At 62.3% G+C, this 17,295-nt stretch carries 14 protein-coding genes; 1 reads left to right on the top strand and 13 read right to left on the bottom strand.

Going from position 1 to position 17,295, the window contains the following annotated elements; genetic code table 11:
- Positions 1-14 precede the first annotated feature (14 nt).
- The 6 genes from hisH to rpe all read right to left on the bottom strand — a co-directional run bounded on the left by hisH (position 15) and on the right by rpe (position 8,895).
- Positions 15-602, bottom strand: coding sequence for an imidazole glycerol phosphate synthase subunit HisH (hisH, locus tag MON38_RS08870; RefSeq protein ID WP_241935797.1), 588 nt, complete (start codon positions 600-602; stop codon positions 15-17).
- A gap of 66 nt (positions 603-668) precedes the next feature.
- Positions 669-1,775 carry a bifunctional histidinol-phosphatase/imidazoleglycerol-phosphate dehydratase HisB gene (hisB, locus tag MON38_RS08865; RefSeq protein ID WP_241935796.1) on the bottom strand — a complete coding sequence of 369 codons (1,107 nt, stop codon included), beginning with the start codon at positions 1,773-1,775 and terminating at the stop codon, positions 669-671.
- Positions 1,776-1,825: 50 nt separating this feature from the next.
- Complete coding sequence (gene hisD / locus MON38_RS22855; protein WP_338423757.1) at positions 1,826-4,237, bottom strand: histidinol dehydrogenase; 2,412 nt, start codon at positions 4,235-4,237, stop codon at positions 1,826-1,828.
- A gap of 10 nt (positions 4,238-4,247) precedes the next feature.
- Positions 4,248-5,099 (bottom strand): ATP phosphoribosyltransferase, encoded by an 852-nt coding sequence (hisG, locus tag MON38_RS08850; RefSeq protein ID WP_241935795.1) that lies wholly within the window; start codon positions 5,097-5,099, stop codon positions 4,248-4,250.
- Between the two features lie 451 nt (positions 5,100-5,550).
- Positions 5,551-8,154, bottom strand: a complete 2,604-nt coding sequence (locus MON38_RS08845) for a TonB-dependent receptor (RefSeq protein ID WP_241935794.1) — start codon at positions 8,152-8,154, stop codon at positions 5,551-5,553.
- Positions 8,155-8,181: 27 nt separating this feature from the next.
- Positions 8,182-8,895, bottom strand: coding sequence for a ribulose-phosphate 3-epimerase (gene rpe / locus MON38_RS08840; RefSeq protein WP_241935793.1), 714 nt, complete (start codon positions 8,893-8,895; stop codon positions 8,182-8,184).
- A gap of 144 nt (positions 8,896-9,039) precedes the next feature.
- On the opposite strand from rpe, the gene MON38_RS08835 reads away from it, so the two are divergent.
- On the top strand, positions 9,040-9,639 hold the full coding sequence (locus MON38_RS08835) for a beta/alpha barrel domain-containing protein (protein ID WP_241935792.1): 600 nt from the start codon (positions 9,040-9,042) through the stop codon (positions 9,637-9,639).
- 145 nt (positions 9,640-9,784) lie between these two features.
- Here the strand turns inward: MON38_RS08835 and trmB are convergent, their stop codons facing one another.
- The 7 genes from trmB to MON38_RS08800 form a co-directional block, all read right to left on the bottom strand.
- Positions 9,785-10,450, bottom strand: a complete 666-nt coding sequence (trmB, locus tag MON38_RS08830; protein ID WP_241935791.1) for a tRNA (guanosine(46)-N7)-methyltransferase TrmB — start codon at positions 10,448-10,450, stop codon at positions 9,785-9,787.
- Between the two features lie 94 nt (positions 10,451-10,544).
- A complete protein-coding gene (locus MON38_RS08825) occupies positions 10,545-11,858 on the bottom strand; it encodes a bifunctional folylpolyglutamate synthase/dihydrofolate synthase (protein ID WP_241935790.1) in 1,314 nt (437 codons plus the stop codon).
- A 118-nt stretch (positions 11,859-11,976) separates the two neighbouring features.
- The gene (locus MON38_RS08820; RefSeq protein ID WP_241935789.1) at positions 11,977-12,858 is read right to left on the bottom strand and encodes a hypothetical protein; all 882 of its coding nucleotides are present in this window, start codon (positions 12,856-12,858) and stop codon (positions 11,977-11,979) included.
- Positions 12,859-12,940: 82 nt separating this feature from the next.
- Positions 12,941-13,363, bottom strand: a complete 423-nt coding sequence (locus tag MON38_RS08815) for an ExbD/TolR family protein (RefSeq protein ID WP_241935788.1) — start codon at positions 13,361-13,363, stop codon at positions 12,941-12,943.
- Positions 13,364-13,469: 106 nt separating this feature from the next.
- Positions 13,470-14,165: a MotA/TolQ/ExbB proton channel family protein gene (locus MON38_RS08810; protein WP_241935787.1), complete on the bottom strand. Its 696-nt coding sequence runs from the start codon at positions 14,163-14,165 to the stop codon at positions 13,470-13,472.
- 8 nt (positions 14,166-14,173) lie between these two features.
- Entirely contained in the window at positions 14,174-15,367 is a 1,194-nt protein-coding gene (locus MON38_RS08805) for an HU domain-containing protein (RefSeq protein ID WP_241935786.1), read from the bottom strand.
- A 100-nt stretch (positions 15,368-15,467) separates the two neighbouring features.
- Positions 15,468-17,294 carry a TonB-dependent receptor gene (locus MON38_RS08800; protein WP_241935785.1) on the bottom strand — a complete coding sequence of 609 codons (1,827 nt, stop codon included), beginning with the start codon at positions 17,292-17,294 and terminating at the stop codon, positions 15,468-15,470.
- Position 17,295 lies beyond the last annotated feature (1 nt).

Here is a 17,295-nt window from a genome sequence, read left to right as displayed (position 1 = left end):
GAGGAGATTAAAGATTAGAGCGCCAGAAAATTGGCCAGAATGCGGGTGCCGACAGCCCCACTCTTTTCGGTATGGAACTGCACACCATGGAAATTGCGGTGCTGCACTGCCGCACTGAAGGGTGCCGGATGCGACGACTGGGCCGTGGTGTAGTCGCCCACTGGTGCATAGTAGCTGTGCACAAAGTACACGTGGTCGGCTTCGGTGAGGCCCTCAAATAGCGGCCCGCGCAGGGCTTGCAGGTTATTCCAGCCCATGTGGGGTACTTTGTGGTCGGCATCGGGCACAAAGCGACGCACTTGGTAAGGCAACAGACCAAGCATTGGAGTGTCATTTTCGTCGCTGTGCTGCCCCAGCAGCTGCATGCCCAGGCAGATTCCCAGAAATGGCTGCGTCAGCGTGGGAAGCACCTGGTCGAGGCCAGCTTCGCGCAGGGCTTGCATAGCCGAGGCCGCTTCGCCTTCGCCGGGGAACAATACTTTATCAGCCCGACGTAACACTTCGGGGTCGGCAGTAAGGGTGGGCCGCGCGCCAAGGCGCTCAAGAGCGAACAGCACGGACTGCACGTTGCCTCCTTTATAGTCTACTACTGCAATTTCCATAGCATGTGAATTTATCATCCAAATGAGCAATACACCTATTACCCATTTGGGTAAACGTGAATGCTTCTACAAAATCCCCTTCGTGCTGGGAATCACACCCGACTCATCGCGCTGTAATGCCATTTTAATGGCTTTGGCTACCGCTTTGAAAATGGCTTCTATCTTATGGTGTTCGTTATCGCCGCGGCACGAGATGTTCAGAGTTGCCCGCGAATTATCGGTGAACGATTTGAAAAAGTGAAAGAACAGCTCCGTGGGCAAGTCCCCTACCCGTTCGCGCTTGAACTCGGCGTCCCACACCAACCAGGGACGTCCCGAGAAATCAATGGCGGCTTGCGCCAGTGCTTCATCCATGGGAAGGAGAAAGCCGTAGCGGGCCAGGCCACGCTTATCGCCCAATGCCTGTGCAAAGGCGGTACCCAGTGCCAAAGCTGTATCCTCAACGGTGTGGTGCTCATCAATATGCAAATCACCTTTTACACTTATGTGTAAATCCACGCCGCTATGCCGGCCCAACTGTTCCAGCATGTGGTCGAAAAACCCGAGTCCGGTATGGATGTCGCACTGTCCCGAGCCATCGAGGTTGAGGCGAATGGCAATCTGGGTTTCGTTGGTGTTACGCTCGATGACGGCTACACGAGCCGGGTAGCGCAGAAAATGGTAGACGGCGTCCCAGCTGGTGGTGGTGAGCGCGGCACGGGGGTCGGGCTCCTCTCCTATCAGAATGGCCTGACTACCCAGGTTTTCGGCCAGTTGCACGTCGGTGAGGCGGTCGCCGATGACGAAGGAACTGGCCAAGTCGTAGGCATTGGCCGGGTCGAGGTACTGGCCAAGCAAAGCAGTGCCGGGCTTGCGGGTGGGCAGGTTTTCGTGCGGAAAGCTGCGGTCGACGTGCTCGGCGGCAAAATGCACGCCTTCAGTAGCCAGGATGTCGCGCATCAGCTGGTGCGCGGGCCAGAACGTGTCTTCCGGAAAGCTGGCGGTGCCCAGGCCGTCTTGGTTGGTGACGAGTACCAACTCGTATTCGGGCAGCTCGCGGGCAATGCGGGCCAGGTTGCTAATAGCGCCGGGCAGGAACTGAAATTTATCGGGCGTGAGGCCGTCGATTTGCTGGCTGGGCTGGGGCTCCACCAGGATGGTGCCGTCGCGGTCGATGAACAGAGCCTTTTTCAAATCAAGTATCAATGAGCAGTGAGTAATAAATAATGAGCACTCGGCCGCCGCTAGGCCACGGGGTTCTGCGAGCCTATTTCGGCCAGGGCCTGCACCAATTGAACATTTTCGGCAGCCGTGCCCACGGTGAGGCGCAGGCAGCCGGCGCAGCCGGGCTGGCTGGTGCGGTTGCGCACCACAATGCCTCGGCTGCTCAGCGCATCGTAGGTAGCGGTGGCATCCACACGGAAACGCACGAGCAGGAAGTTGGCGTCAGAGGGGAAAATGTGCTCCACGATGGGTAGCTGCGTGAGCTGCGCGCCGAGCCACTCGCGGCCTTGCAGCAGTTCGGCACGCATTTCGGGCAGCTGCGGGGCATTGGCCAGGGCGGCCAGCGCATGCTGCTGGGTGGCGGCCGAGATATTGTAGGGCGGCTTGATTTTGTTGAGGTAGCCGATGAGCGCAGGCGAGGCGTAGGCTACACCGAGCCGCAGGCCGGCCAAGCCCCAGGCCTTCGAGAACGTCTGCATCACCACCAAGCGGGGAAATTCGGCGAGGCGCGTAATCCAGCTGGGGGCGTCGGCAAAGTCGGCGTAGGCTTCATCAACGATAACCAGACCGCGGAAATTGGCCAGAATGGTTTCGATGGCTTCCTGCGCCAGCAAGTTGCCGGTCGGGTTGTTGGGCGAGCATAGGAACACCAGCTTGGCCTGCGAGGCAGCGAGAATGGCGGGCGCGTTGGCTGGCAACTGGAAGTCGGGCGTGAGCGGCAGGCGCTCAATACGCACGTCGTTCAGATTGGCCGCCACCTCATACATGCCGTAGGTGGGCGGGCAGATGGCGATGCTGTCCTGGCCTGGCGTGCAGGTGAGGCGCACGAGCAGGTCGATGGCTTCATCGGAGCCGTTGCCAAGAAAAATCTGGTCAGGCGATACGCCCTTCAGCGTCGCCAAATCGGCCTTGATAGCCCGCTGGTGCGGGTCAGGATAACGGCTGAAGTTATCGGGGCCCACCGAGCCGAGGCTATTTTCATTGGCATCGAGCATCACCGGGGCCATGCCCTCAAACTCATCGCGGGCCGAAGAGTACGCCTGCATCCGCTCCACGCTGGGCCGGATGAGGCCGGCATACCGGTTCGCACCTAATTGAATAGAGTTGGCAGCTTCATCAGATGCAGCAACCGAAGCATCAGCACTTGCCAGCGCGGCCAGCCGCACAGATACGGCGCGGGCGTGGGCGGCGAGGCCTTCGGCTTCGGCCATGGTTTCTACCACCGGGCCAATGGCCTGCAAACCCGTCGGCGACAGGCGCTGGAAGGTGATTTTCTTCACGAACGAATCGAGCGAGACACCGCTGTACTGGCGGGCGTAGCCGCTGGTGGGCAGCGTGTGGTTGGTACCGGAAGCGTAGTCGCCCACCGCCTCGGGCGTGAGGTGGCCCAGGAAGACCGAGCCCGCATTAGTCACTTGCGCGACCAGTTCTTCGGCGTTGTCGGTAGCCAGAATAAGGTGTTCGGGCGCGTACTGATTAGAAAAAGCCAGCATAGCGGCCGCATCGGGCAGCAGAATGGCGCGGCTGTCTTCCAGCGCCTGGGCGGCCACGTCGCGGCGCGGCAGCGTGGCAAGCTGGCTGATTACTTCGGCCTGCACCTTTTCCAGTACGTCCTGCGAGTCGCTGAGCACAACTACCTGCGAATCGGGCCCGTGCTCGGCCTGTGAGAGCAGGTCGGCGGCCACGAAAGCCGGGTTGGCGCTGGCATCGGCAATGATGAGAACTTCCGACGGGCCGGCGGGCATGTCGATGGCCACGCCGAATTCGGCGGCGGCCAGCTGCTTGGCGGCGGTGACGTAGCGGTTGCCGGGACCGAAGATTTTGTCCACGGCCGGCACGGTGGCCGTGCCCAGCGCCAGCGCGGCCACGGCCTGCGCCCCACCAGCTTTCACTACCTTATCGATGCCCAGTAGCTGCGCCACGAACAGGATAACCGGGCTGATGGAGCCATCAGTCTGCGGCGGTGTGCAAACCACTACCTCGGGGCAACCAGCCAGCCGCGCCGGCACGCCCAGCATCAGCAGCGTGCTGAACAGCGGCGCGGTGCCGCCGGGCACGTACAAACCCACGCGCTGCACCGGCACCGAGCGGCGCGAGCAGACCACCCCGGGCATGGTTTCGAGACGGATTTCGGGCTCCCGCTGGGCGGTGTGGAAGGTTTCGATATTGGCTTTAGCCTGGCGAATGGCGGCCTGGAGCCCAGCCGGCACCTGCTCAGTCGCGCTGGCAAACTCAGCTTTCGAAACGAGTAAGTTGGTTAGCTGGGCTTTGTCGAGCTCGGCAGCGAGCTGGCGCAACGCGGCATCGCCACCGGCGCGCACCTGCTCGAATATGGCCCGGACGCGGGCGGCAACCTGGGGCGCTTCGGCTGCGGCGGGACGCTGCTGGAGCGCGGGCCAGGCTTCGGGAGTAGGATTGAGGATGAATTGCATGGCAAAACGACTAGGCAATCATCTTTTCAATAGGCAACACCAGAATGCCTTCGGCCCCCACGGCCTTGAGCTGGCTGGTGATGTGCCAGAAGTCGTCTTCCTGCACCACCGACTGCACCGACACCCAGCCGGCCTCGGCCAGCGGCGTCACGGTGGGCGACTTGATGCCTGGCAGCAGCCGGCGCACCTCATCGAGCGCCGCAATCGGCGCGTTCAGCAGAATGTACTTGCTGCGCTTGGCCCGGCGCACGGCCTGCATGCGGAACTGCAATTGTGCGAGCAAATCGGCCTGCTCGGCGCTCAGGTTGGGCTGGGCAATGAGCACGGCCTCGGAACGAAACACGGTTTCGACTTCGCGCAGGCCGTTGCCGAGCAAGGTCGACCCGCTGCTCACGATGTCGCAAATAGCTTCGGCCAGGCCGATGCTGGGGGCAATTTCGACCGAGCCGCTGATGGTGTGCAGGTTGGCCTGCACGCCGTTCTCGGCCAGGTAACGGCCCAGGATATTGGGATAGGAAGTGGCGATGTTTTTGCCCTGCAACGTCTCAATCGAAGAATACGCTTCGGCGCGGGGCACGGCCAGGCTCAGGCGGCACTTGCTGAAGCCGAGGGTCTCGACTTCTAGGTTGGGGTAGCCGGCTTCTACCAGCACGTTCTGGCCCACGATGCCGAGGTCGGCCACGCCGTCCTGCACGTAGCCGGGAATGTCATCGTCGCGCAGAAACAGGATTTCGAGCGGGAAATTGGTGGCTTCGGTCTTGAGCTTATAAGAGCTGCTGATGAAATTGATGCCGCATTCGCGGATGAGGGCGAGCGAGTCCTCGCTGAGGCGACCGGACTTCTGAATGGCTAAACGGAGCATGAAACGGGTAAGTGGCCGGGATTCGCGGCGCGCAAGTCACGCGGCTGGATAAGCAGGCAAAGGCCGCCTGTTGTTTGAATTCCCGGAAATAAAGAGGTGGGGCCGGAGGCTGGCAAGCCCCCAAACGCGACGGCGGTGGAGACTCGGGCGGCCGGTGCTAAACTAGCACCCGGCGCACAGCCCGGCCTCCCACAGATGGTGGTGATGATGCACGCCCGCAACGGCCCGGCCGCTCACCAACGGAGCAGCTGCAATGGCACAAAAAACAGCGGGGGTTGAGGTCATCGGGCGCAAAGGTAGTACGAACAGGCCTGCCACAATGCAGCAGGACGCAATTTTATTGCTGCAGGTAGTACTGCGGAGCCGGGTGAAAGGTTGGGAACTGATTAAAATTTGTCATCCTGAGCATTCTGCGGTTAAAGCAGAATGCTCAGGATGACAGAAGGTTCTCCTAGAACCTCGCAATCAGCCGCAGGTTGATGAGGCGCTGCGAGAGGTAGCTCGGCACTGAGTACGTCACCCCGTTCACATCCTGCAAATAGCTGTAGCCACCCACGTTGTTGGCGCCCAGTACGTTCAGAATTTCCAGACCCAGCCAGAGGTTGTCGAAACTGTAGAAATGAGCTTTGGGCGCGCCGGTGTTTTTCAGGCCGATGACTTTGGAGAACCCCAGGTCGACGCGCTTGTAACTGCGCACTAAGGCATCGGTGCCGCGCAAATCGGGCTGGTTGGGCGGGCTGAACGGCAGGCCCGAGCCGAACACCAGGTTGACGTAGCCGCGCACCGAGGGATTGTTGGGCAGGTGGTCCTGGAAAAACACGCCCACGTTCAGGCGCTGGTCCTGCGGCCGGCGGATAAAGCCCTTGGCTTCGCGGCCAATGACTTTGCCAGCATCGTTCACCACGTTCATCGAGTCGCCGGCCACGTTTTCCTGGGTGGTGAGAATGCCCAAGCTGAACCACGACTCCGCCCCTTTCACAAACTCGCCGCTGAGCCGGGCATCGAAGCCGGCGGCGTAGGCGCGGGCGTTGTTTTTGCCGAAGTAGCGTAGCCGCACGTTGTCGACGTCGTACGGCACCACATCGGTAAGGTACTTGTAATAAACCTCGCTGGTGAACTTGAAAGGCCGCCCGAAGCCCTGGAACGTGACATCCTTGCCCAGAATAAAGTGGTAGGATTTCTGGGCACGCAGCTCCACATTTAGCTGGCCGGTTTGCACCAGCGGCTGGTTGGGGCTGGTGCGCTCGCCGGCCTGGGTGCGCAGCTCGCGGTAGAACGGCGGCTGGTAGTACATGCCCACGGCCGCTTTCATGGAGCGGTTGGGGTGGCGGCGGCTGATTTGCGAATATTGCACCCGCGGGCTGATGACGAGTTGGCCGTTGGTCGTCCAGTAGTGCGCGCGAGCCCCGTAGGTGAGCGTGCACAGCGAATCGAGGTTCCAGGTATCTTGCACAAAGCCCTGGCTACGCGTGCTGAGCAGGCTCAAATCGGAAAGCAGCCGGGTGCGGCGGGCATCGGGCACGAAGTCGGCCGAGTCGGCGTAGCTGTACTCATCGAGCCGGTCGGCGATTTTCTCGCGGCCGATTTTCGCGCCCCAGCGCACGGTATGGTTGGCAGCAGGGGCCCAGCGGCCCCGGGTTTCGGCGGTGAAGATGCGCGCTGTGAGGTTGTTGCGCGAGTGTTTGAACTCGGAGCCCAGGTTACGCTCGCGCACGGTCTGGTTGTAGTCAGGCGAACTTGGGTCGCGGTTAATTTCGGCAAACCGGTACGCGGCTTCCACGTCGCGGTACTCGAACTCACGCGAAATCAGGGCCGAGCCCAGCAATTCCATCTGCAGGCGGGAAGAGAAGTCGTGCTTCAGATTCAGCCCACCCTGGTAAGTATCAAACTGCATGCGCTCGCGCCCGCCGTAGCCAATGAACACGCGCGTGAGCTGGTTCACGCCGGTCGAGAACGTGGATTCGCCGGTCTCGGGCGAGAAGCGGTAGTCGTTGTGCGCCACCACGCCCATCAGGCCCAGCGTGGTGCGCTGCATGTCCTCTTTTTTTCCCAGCCCGAAATTCACGAATGCCTGCGCGTCGTAGAATGTCGGGTTGTAGCCGCCCTGCGCCTGTTTCAGTGAGCTAAGCACATACTGCGCATTCTTGTAGCGCACGCCGGCCAAGTAGCTCACGCGGCCATTGGCCGAGCGGGCTTCGGCGTGGGCCGCGCCGCCCACCAGGCTGGCCGTGAGCGAGGCCGCGAATTTCTCCGGCGTTTTGTAATCCACGCTCAGCACCGAGGCCAGCTTGTCGCCGTACTTCGGCTGCCAGCCGCCGCTGCTGAATTCCACCTGCTTCACCAAATCAGCATTGATGAAGCTCAGGCCCTCCTGCTGCGCCGAGGTAACGAGAAACGGCCGGTAAATCTCGAAGCCGTTTACGTATACGAGGTTCTCGTCGTAGTTGCCGCCGCGCACGTTGTAGGTGCTGCTCAGCTCGTTATTCGACATCACGCCCGGTAGCGTCTTCAGAATGGCGTTGAAATCGCCAAACGGCGACGGGATTTCCTTGGCCTGGCGCGGGTCGATGCGTGTGAGGCTGACTTCTTCCCGGGTATCGCCCTGGTTGCCGCGGGCCGTTACGTTCACTGCGCCCAGGGCTTTGGTGTCGAGGCGCATGGTCAGGCGCAGAGTACGGCTGGCATCGGCCGGCAGGCGCAAGGGTTGCCGAATGGGCAGGTAGCCCAGCCGGCGCACCACCAGCACCAACGGCTGGCCGGCCGGCGGAGCCGCCGCTCGCAGGCGGAAGCTGCCATCGGCGGCGGTGTTGGTGCCCGTCGTCTGGCCTTCGATGCCCACGGCGGCCAGTTCCAGCGGCTGCCCGTTGGTGTCGCGCAGCGTACCGGTGAGAGTGTATTCGCGCGGGTTGGCCACGGAATTTTCAGACTGCGCGTGTACCGCACCCGGTAATAGCAGCGGGCCCAGCACGACCGTGCCCGCCAGCAGCCAGCGGCCAGGTAAAGCAAAAAACGAAAGCGGCAGAGCGGACCGGAGCGGCGTAGCAGGTTGTTTCACGAAGCAGAGAACGAAAAGCCCGCGCACCTATTGCCGCCGGCCCGCGGCCTCGGCACCCATTTCCACTCCGGCCAGGTGTTCGCGCAGCCGGGCCAGCGTGGCCACCGGCCCCTCGGGCGCGCTGAACACGAAGTTGCCGGCCACCAGCACGTCGGCCCCGGCTTCCACCAGCGGGCCGGCGTTGTCCATGTTCACGCCGCCGTCCACTTCAATCAGCGCTTCGGAGCCAGTATCGAGCAGCAGCTCTTTCAGCATGGCCACCTTTTTCAGCGTATTCGGAATAAAGGCCTGGCCGCCGAAACCGGGGTTGACCGACATGACGAGCACCACGTCGAGGTCGGCCGCGATGTCTTCGAGCAGCGCCACGGGCGTGTGCGGGTTCAGGGCCACCCCGGCCCGGCAGCCCAACTGCTTGATTTGCTGCACCACGCGGTGCAGGTGCGGGCAGGCCTCGTAGTGCACGGTGATGCCGCTGGCCCCGGCCTCGCGAAACTGGGCCAGATAATTCTGCGGCTCCTCAATCATCAGGTGCACGTCGATGGGCTGCCGGGCGTAGCGGGCCACGGCCTGCAGCACGGGCAGGCCAAACGAGATATTGGGCACGAAGCGGCCATCCATCACATCGAAGTGCAGCCAGTCGGCGGCGCTGTTCGCTAAAAGCTCGGTTTCGGCTTGCAGGTTGGCCAGGTCGGCGGCCAGAAACGACGGGGCCAGCAACGGGGCGCGACGAGTTGTATTCATGGGCACGAAGATACAGCCGCCCGCCGCACTGCCCGAATGCGGCCCGCCCGCGCCCGAAGCTCTACTTTTGTGCCCGCCCGCCACCGCCGATTTTCATGCCCGGCGCCTGGTCATTGCTCATCACTACTTGCTCCTTACCCTCCCGTGCCTCACCTCGTTCCCCTACTCATTCGCGGCATCAACAACCTTTCCGACGCCCGCTATTGCGCTGGCATGGGTGCCGATAAGCTAACCTTTATCCTCGACCCCGCCTTGCCCGGCTACCTCGATGCCAAAGCCATGAAAGAGCTGGCCGGCTGGATTGCGGGAGTTGAACTGATAGGTGAATTCGACCAGCTCAGCGCCCCGGAAATAAACGCTTTAGCCGCTGATTGCGCCCTCGATGCGGTACTACTCCGCTCCCACCGCACCCCAGACGAGCTAGCCGAAATAGCCCCGCCGGTGTACCTGGAAATACCCGCCGCCGAACTCGCTGACGCGCCCGGCTCACTACCCGCCGGGCCGGTTGGTTTTGTGGTTGAGCTGTCCTCCGGCCCGACGGCCGATACTTCCGCATCATTAGCCGCTTTGGCGGCGCGAGTTCCCTTGTGGCTGGGCCCCGGCCTGCACCCCGAGCAGGCGCATGCGCTGGCTACCGGGCTGCCATTAGCGGGATTGTCGTTCCCTTCGGGCGATGAAGTGAAGCCCGGCCTGCGCGATTTCGACCAGCTCGAAGCCGTATTTGAGGCACTGGAAGTGGAGTAGCGCCGAGCGAACGGTGACAAAAAAAATTTAATGGATGTAGGGGCGGGGCTTGCCCCCGCCCGCACGTTTGAACCGATGCAACGGCACCATTGGACGGTGCGACCGGGCGGGGGCAAGCCCCGCCCCTACACCTACCGGATGCGCATTAGCTCAGCCGAAACTGCACGTACTTAATGGGCACGCCAATAGCGCGGTACTTTCCCTCGAAGTTGGTTTGAATAGCCTGCGCCTCGCCAAATTCTGCGTCCGTTTCCGCATACAAATCGCGCGTAAACCGCTCTACCACCGTGCCGGGCCGGGCGGCCAGCACTTCGAGCGTGTACTCGAAAAGTCCCTCATTATCCGTCTTCAAGTGCAGCAGGCCGCCGGGAGTTAACAATTGTTGATACAGCTCCAGAAAGCGTGGCGACGTGAGGCGGCGCTTGATGTCGCGGTCGCGCGGCCGGGGGTCGGGAAAGGTAATCCAGATTTCGGCCAGTTCGCCCGCGCCGAACTGTGCGGCCAGTGCCTCGGCTCGCATCCGCACGAAGCCCACGTTGGTGAGCCCCATTTCGGCGGCGCGGCTGCTGCCCCGCCAGATGCGTTCACCCTTGATGTCGAGCCCCAGGAAGTTACGGTCCGGATGCCGCTGGGCCAGGCCCACGGTGTATTCGCCCTTGCCGCAGCCCACTTCCAGCGTTAGCGGGTGCGGCGCGCGAAAGAAATCGGTGCGCCAGCGGCCGCCGAGCTGCTCGTATTCGGGCTTGCCGGGTTCAATGATGTCGGGACGGGTGGCGTTGTCGTGGAAACGCTGGAGCTTAACGCGGGCCAAAAGCGGAGATAATTAAGGAGTTGGTAAAAGCCCACCGCCGCCTTCCGGAAAAGACGACCAGCCAGGCCAGCCCCAAAATTACGCCACCCGACGCTTAAGCCTCGGCATACAGCGCATCCACCTCGGCCACCACAAACGTGCTGCCGCCAATAAACACCGCGTCAGCGGGCCCGGCGGCCGCCTGCGCCGCCGCCACGGCCGCCGCAACCGACTCATAGGCTTCGCCTTGCAACCCGGCCTGCCGGCCCATTTCGGCCAGCTCATCGGCCGGCAGTGCCCGCGGAATACGGGCCGCACAAAAGTAAAAGATGCCCTCAGCGGGCAGCAGGGCCAGCATGGCGGGCACGTCCTTGTCGTTCACGGTGCCGATGACCAGATGCAACCGCTCGTGCGGCACGCGCTGCAGCTGGCTCATCACCATTTTTAGCCCCGCCGCGTTGTGGCCCGTATCGCACACCACAAACGGGCGACGCCCCAGCACGCTCCAGCGCCCGCGCAGGCCGGTGAGCTGCGTTACTTGGCGCAGGCCGGCGCGCACGGCCGCTTCGGTGATGCGGAAACCCTGGGCCCGCAGCTCGTCCAGCGTAGCCAGCACGCCGGGCAGGTTCAGCTGTTGGTAGTCGCCGGGCAGGGCCAGTTCGGCGTTGGGCAGGTACGGGCGGCCGTGCTGGCGCAGCGCCAGTGGGCGCAGGCCGGTTTCGGGGTCGGCTTCGGCGGTGAAGCTGGCCTGGTAAATGTCATCGGCAAAAACCAGGTGGGCCAGCTGGCCGGCCGCTTCGCGTCGAAACACGTCGGCTACCTCTGGCTGCGTCTGGCTCACCACCACAGGCACGCCGGGCTTTATGATGCCGGCCTTCTCGCCAGCAATTTCGGGCAGCGTGTTGCCCAACAGCGCTTGGTGGTCGAGGCTGATATTGGTGATGAGGGACACCAACGGCGTGATGATGTTCGTGGAATCGAAGCGCCCGCCCAGCCCCACTTCCACCACGGCCACATCCACGCGTTGCTCGGCAAAGTAGGAAAAGGCCAGCGCCACGCACATCTCGAAAAACGACGGCTGCACCTGCTCAAACAACGGCCGCCACCGCGCCACCCACGCCACCAGGTAGTCCGGGGCCAGCTCGCGCCCGTTCACCCGAATGCGTTCGGTAAACTCACGCAGGTGCGGCGAGGTGTATAGACCAACTTTGTAGCCCGCCGCCTGCAACACTGCCGCCAACAGGTGCGAGCTGCTGCCCTTGCCGTTGGTACCCGCCACGTGCACGCTCCGGAAGCCGCGCTCGGGGTGACCTTGCGCTTCGGCCAGCGCCAGCGTATTGCCCAGCCCTTTTTTGAAGCCCGCCGCCCCCACCCGCTGAAACATGGGCAGTTGGTCGTAGAGGTAGGCAAGCGTTTCAGAATACGTCACAGCGTGAAGGAATTTAACCGGTTGAAAGGCCCAAATTACAGCGCCGCGGGCCAGCCGCCAACAAAAAGGCCCGCGACTTGAATGCTAGTCGCGGGCCTTTTTCGGGTTGGTCCCTTGTTTAGCGGACCGAGAATTTGAAGGTGTAGAAACCGGTAGCCCCGCCGGCGGCGCTGTTCGTTTTCACGAAGTTGGCATCGAGCAGCTTGTCGCGGCAAAGCTTCTCCTGGGCCGGCGACACGTTACCAGACACCTTGGTCACGGCCTCCACTTCGCCATCGGAAGAAATCTTGATTTTGAAGCGCACCACGCCCGAGTTATCATCGATGGCTTCGACTACCGGTTGCCGGTCGAAGCGCCAGCCGCTCATCTCCAGGCCGCCGCTGCCGGGGCTGCTGCCGGTGCCGCCGCGGCCGGCCGCGCCGTACAGAGCTTTGGCATCGAGCGAGCCGTTGGGGTCGCCCTGGTCACCGGTGCTGCCGGGGCGGTCGCCGTTGTTGTTGCCGGTGGGTGCACTGTTGGTGCCGTTCACGCCGTTGCCGCCGCCGGTGGCGCTGCCTTTGGGCGCAAAAGTCACGGCTACTTTGCGGGACACGCGGGGCGCGGGCTTCACTTCTTCCTTGGGCGGCGCGGGCGTTTCAACCGGGGTTTCCGATACCGGGCTTTCCTCGGCATCGCTGGTGATGATTTTTTCCTGCGAAGGCGGCGTAGGGTCGGGCGTGGACGTGGCCACGGGGCGCGGCTGCGGGTCGGGGCTGGCTTTGGGCGGGCGGCTGTCTTCGCGGTTGGGCGAGTCGTTGGCCGGGGCCATGCTCTGGATATCGCCCGAGCCGGCTTCATCGAGGCCGTAGTTCAGCTCTACGCCATCGCCGCCTAAAGTGGCCAGCGGCGGGTTGGGCCCGCTAAAGTGCGTGAACAAAAACAGCAGCAGCAGCAGCCCGTGTACCGCCAGGGTGCCAATCAGGGCCTGGCGGCGGTGCGGCTCGGGATAGTCAATGGCCATTTTTTCAATGAGGAATGAAGAATGAGCAATGAAGAATACGGGTAATCAACAAAATAAGCTTCTTCCCGTTCCTCACTCCTGCTTATTTGCCGGCCGCCTGCTGGGCTTGCGTGGCCATCACCATTTTCAGCTTGAGGCGGTTGCCAATTTCCAGAATATCCACCAGCTTCTGCACGTTCAACGAGTTATCGACGCGCAGCACCACGGTAGGCTGCTCGGTGGTGGGCGTGCTCGGGCCAATCAGAGCCACCAGCTCTGGCTCGACGGAAGCCGGATTTACCGGTTTCTTGTTCACGAAGTAGGTGCCGGCCGCATCCACCGAAATGGTGATGGGCTGCTTCATTACCTGCTTGCTCGATTTAGCATTCGGCAGCAACAGCTTGATAACGTTGGGGTTTACCAGCGTGGAGGCAATCAGGAAGAACAACATCAGGAAGAACATGATGTCGTTCATAGCCCCGGTTTCGACGTGCGACGTGAGGCGGTGACGGCGGGAAAGATTCATGGGTTAGCTATTAGCTGAAAGCTGATACCTGTTAGCTCGTCTCGCCATTACTTGCTACTTTCAGAAAAAGCTAACAGCTAACAGCTTTCGGCTAACAGCTAAAAAACTAATTGTCCTGCAGGATGTCCATGAACTCGATGGCCGAGTTTTCCATACGGAACACCATGCGTTCAACCAGGATGCTGAGCCAGTGGTAGCCCACGTGGGCAATGATGCCGACGATGAGGCCGGTGGCCGAGGTTACGAGCTTCACGTAGAGGCCGTCGGCCACCTGCGGAATACCAAATTCCTTGGTGGCGGCGATGGCGTAGAAAATCTTGATAACGCCGATAATCGTGCCCACGAAGCCAATCATCGGCGCGATGCCGGCGATAATGCCCAGGATGCTGATGTTCTTTTCGAGGCGGGCAATTTCAATCTTGCCCACGTTCTCGACGCTGGTTTCAATTTCCTTTAGCGGCAGGCCGATGCGGCGCAGGCCTTTCTCAACCATGCGGGCCAGCGGCGAGGCCGTTTGGGCGCAGAGCAGCTTGGCCCCGGCCAGGTCGCCCTTCACCATGAGGGCGCGAATGTTGGCCATGAAGGACTCCGGGTCGCCGGCGGCCTTGCGGATGGTGAAGTAGCGTTCGAGAATGATGTAGAGCGAGAGCAGCGACAGGGCCACCAGCGGAATCATAATCAAGCCCCCCCGCATCAGCAGGTCGATAACCGGAACGTCGGTGGAGGCGATGGGGGCAGCAGTGGCGGCGGTATTGAGGGTATCGGCAGCGGCGGGAACCACTTGCAGGAGGAATACGGACATGCGGTCGGTTAATATTTCAGCGTAATATAGTCGCAGTGCGTGCTCACGCGCAGGCGCTGAGCTTCGCGCTGGGCCGAAGCCTGGTCGGCATAGTCGCCGGCCGTGAGGCGGAACAGGCGCGTACCAAAATGCGGCAGGATGATGCGGGCCGGGTGCCCGGCATGCAGCAGGTTGCGGCGGCCCTGCTCAGCACGCGCCAGGGAGGTGTAAGCTCCGGCAACAACGTAGAAACGTCCCGTGGGGGTTTTAATTGTGCTGCTATTGGCAACGGCGGCTTTGCGCGGAGCAGCGACTACTGCCGCTACCGGAGCCGGCGCCACCGATTCGGCGGGCGCTTCAGCTACTTCCGGCGCGGCTGCACTGGAGGCAGTTGGCGCAGGATTCGTACCGGTTTCGGCGCGCACCACGGGCACTTTGCGCACCGGTGTGCCGGTAGAATCGTTGGTGGCAGCCATTTCGGGCACTGCAGTTGGGGCTGCGCTAATAGGAGTTAGTCCTTCGGACGCTTCGGCATTGGCCGTGCCGAAATCGTGCTGGCCCAAGGCAGCTTGCTGGGGTTCCGTAGTTACGACGGCGACCGTTTCGGCGTGGCGCTGGGCCCATTCCCATTTTGGCACCGAAGTGCGCAGAGCGGTGGGCAGGTAGCCGGCTTTTAGCGCCACCTGATAGTTGGCGAGTAGCAGCAGGCTCACGGCTACGGCGATGACGCCGGCCGGCACAAAACGACCCAGCCGGGTGCGCGCACCGCGCAGCACCGGCTGCGGCAGCTTGCGGCTGTCGCCGACGCGCACGGGGCGGGCGGCCAGTTCCGGCAGCCCGAACGAGGCGGCGAGTAGGTTATCGGTGCCGGTGTACTCAAACGACAGGCCCCGGCCGGCAGCGCGGCGGAAAATGCCGATGCCCGGCAATTCGGTGCGGTTGCTCTCGTCGAGCTCCTGTTGCAGGCCGGCCACGGCGGCGCGCACGCGCTCGCGGGCTTCGGCAATGGGCAGGCCCAGGTGCTGGCTCAGGGCATCCACGAGCAGGCCGTCGTTGCGGGTCAGCGCCTGGTTGAAGGCGACGAGTTTGGTGGGCGGGCTTAGGGCCTGGCGGCCGGGCTGGGCGCGGGCTGGCGAGATATCGGCCACGAGTCCGCCAAAGTCCGGAATAATCACGCAGTCGTGGTCACGGAGCAATGGGCGGATGTGGTCGGCGAGGTGCATTTTGGGGACTTAGGGACTTGGGGTCTTGGGGACTTGGTTGAAGGGAAGCGACCGGTAAAAAACCAAGTCCCCAGGACCCCAAGTCCCTAAGAGCCAAAATTTAAAACGTATAAGTAGCCCCGCCAATTACGTTAATACCCTTCACCGGGTAGCCGTAGAAGCGCTGGTATTGACGGTTGACGAGGTTGTTACCCATTGCAAAGATGGATATTTTTGGCGTAATGCGGTAGTCTGCGCGCAGATTGAGGTCGATAATCGGGTCGGTGGCGCGGTAGAAATCGGCGGTGCGGACGGGGTTCGTCGCGGTCGCCGACCGGTAGCTGATGCCATAGCTGGCGGCGTAGAAATAGCCTTCTACGCCCACCATCAGCTTATCGAACACATTGTAGGTGCCGAACACCGAGCCCTGAAATTCGGGCCGGTGAAACGGCAGCGGCAGGTTTTTGAGGGCGTACTTATTATAGTCCATCCGCGTGCCGAGGCGGAATTTCTCGGCGGCGTTATAGAGCAATTCACCGTGGACGTTGAGCACGCCGGTGGCCTGGCGGTCATACACGAGGTCGAAGCGCGTGGGGTCGACGGGGTTGTTGAGGTAGAAGTACAGGTTGCGGTCGCGGGCGTAGGTGGCGCGGGCGTTGAACTCCAGCCCCCGGGCCGGCGTCGAAGTGAAGCCGGCGTAGATGGTGGGGCCGCGGTGGGTGTCGGCCACGTTCAGGCCGCGGTTCAGCCAGGGGTTTTCGGTGCTCAGGTCGTAGCGCGTCACGCGCTGTAGCGCGCCGCCGAGGCCGGCGTACACCATAAATTTCTCGGGCTCGACGGTGTAGCCCAGCCGGATGGCCGGGTACGCCACGGCCTTGCTCACGTTGGTAGTCGTGTCGCTGGAGTAGCCTAGCGTAGCGCCCACCGTCACGGCAATGTTATTTTTCAGGAATTCATAGGCCGGCGTGGCCTGCACGAACGTGCGCAAGCGGGTGAGCGAGGCCGGATTGGGCGTGCCCGTGGTGGGCGCGGCTTGGTCCTTGTCCGAAATAAAAGAGGCGTCGGCGGCCAGGGTCAAACGGCTTGATTCGCCGAGGGCATAGCCGACTTTGGCGTTCAGCCGCACGTCGTTTTCGGAGGCCGCGAAGTTGTCGGCCCAGTAGCGGTAGCCGATGCCGGCATCGTAGGTGAGTTGCTGCTCGGGGTCGCGGTTGTGGGCGTAAGCTTTCACCGCAAAGCGGTTGAACGTCTGCTTGATATCGGCCGACTTGGGCGCTGGAGGCCTTTTAAGCGGGTCAGGTTCATTTGATGCTTTCTCGTAGCCGTAGAAGTTGTACCGCTCGTGGCCGAAATCCAGGGTGGCTCCGAAAGCACCGGTGCCTCGATATAGCTCGCCCATAAGGTGAGCGCTGGTTTCCGACATGCGTGAATTCGTCCCGTCAACGGCACCCTGAATGGAGCTGATGTGCTTGATATCAAGGCCGTAGGCGTGGTCGGTGTTACGAGTGCTGTGGAAATAGCCGCGCCCATAGAACGTGCCGTAGTTGCCGATGCCGGCCTTTACGAAGTTGCCGGTGAGCGGCGTGGGCTCCTCGGCCCGGATGGTGAGCACCTTCACCGACGGCGCTAGGCGGTTGGCGGGCAGGCGAAAATCGGGGAAGGTGTAGGCCACCTTGCGCTCGACTTTGGGCGGAGCGGGCAACTTGATTTTCTCGTAGTTGCGGGTGGCTTCGGGCAGCTGGTTCACCCGTTCCTTCACAATCTCAATCTCGGCTTCCTCAATCTGGCCGGTGCGCTTTTTGGTGGGCTGCGCCTGGGCCGCGGCGGGGGTCAGGCCGCTGGCCAGCACGGCGGCCAGCACCAGGCCCGCGCCCGAACGCGGAATGGTTGGAGAGGTAAGTATCGACAAACGCTTCATCAGCAGGGAGTTTTCAATGATAAGAGGCACC

The organism is Hymenobacter cyanobacteriorum, assembly GCF_022631375.1.
In the GTDB taxonomy this organism is placed as follows: domain Bacteria; phylum Bacteroidota; class Bacteroidia; order Cytophagales; family Hymenobacteraceae; genus Hymenobacter; species Hymenobacter cyanobacteriorum.
The sequence above is the reverse complement of the archived record's forward strand: the minus strand, read 5'-3'. Positions and strand labels throughout refer to the sequence as shown.

Coding starts and splice junctions, on each gene's coding strand:
- hisH (WP_241935797.1), bottom strand. CDS start 602: ATGGAAATTGCAGTAGTAGACTATAAAGGAGGCAACGTGCAGTCCGTG.
- hisD (WP_338423757.1), bottom strand. CDS start 4,237: ATGCAATTCATCCTCAATCCTACTCCCGAAGCCTGGCCCGCGCTCCAG.
- hisG (WP_241935795.1), bottom strand. CDS start 5,099: ATGCTCCGTTTAGCCATTCAGAAGTCCGGTCGCCTCAGCGAGGACTCG.
- rpe (WP_241935793.1), bottom strand. CDS start 8,895: ATGAATACAACTCGTCGCGCCCCGTTGCTGGCCCCGTCGTTTCTGGCC.
- MON38_RS08820 (WP_241935789.1), bottom strand. CDS start 12,858: ATGGCCATTGACTATCCCGAGCCGCACCGCCGCCAGGCCCTGATTGGC.
- MON38_RS08815 (WP_241935788.1), bottom strand. CDS start 13,363: ATGAATCTTTCCCGCCGTCACCGCCTCACGTCGCACGTCGAAACCGGG.
- MON38_RS08810 (WP_241935787.1), bottom strand. CDS start 14,165: ATGTCCGTATTCCTCCTGCAAGTGGTTCCCGCCGCTGCCGATACCCTC.
- MON38_RS08805 (WP_241935786.1), bottom strand. CDS start 15,367: ATGCACCTCGCCGACCACATCCGCCCATTGCTCCGTGACCACGACTGC.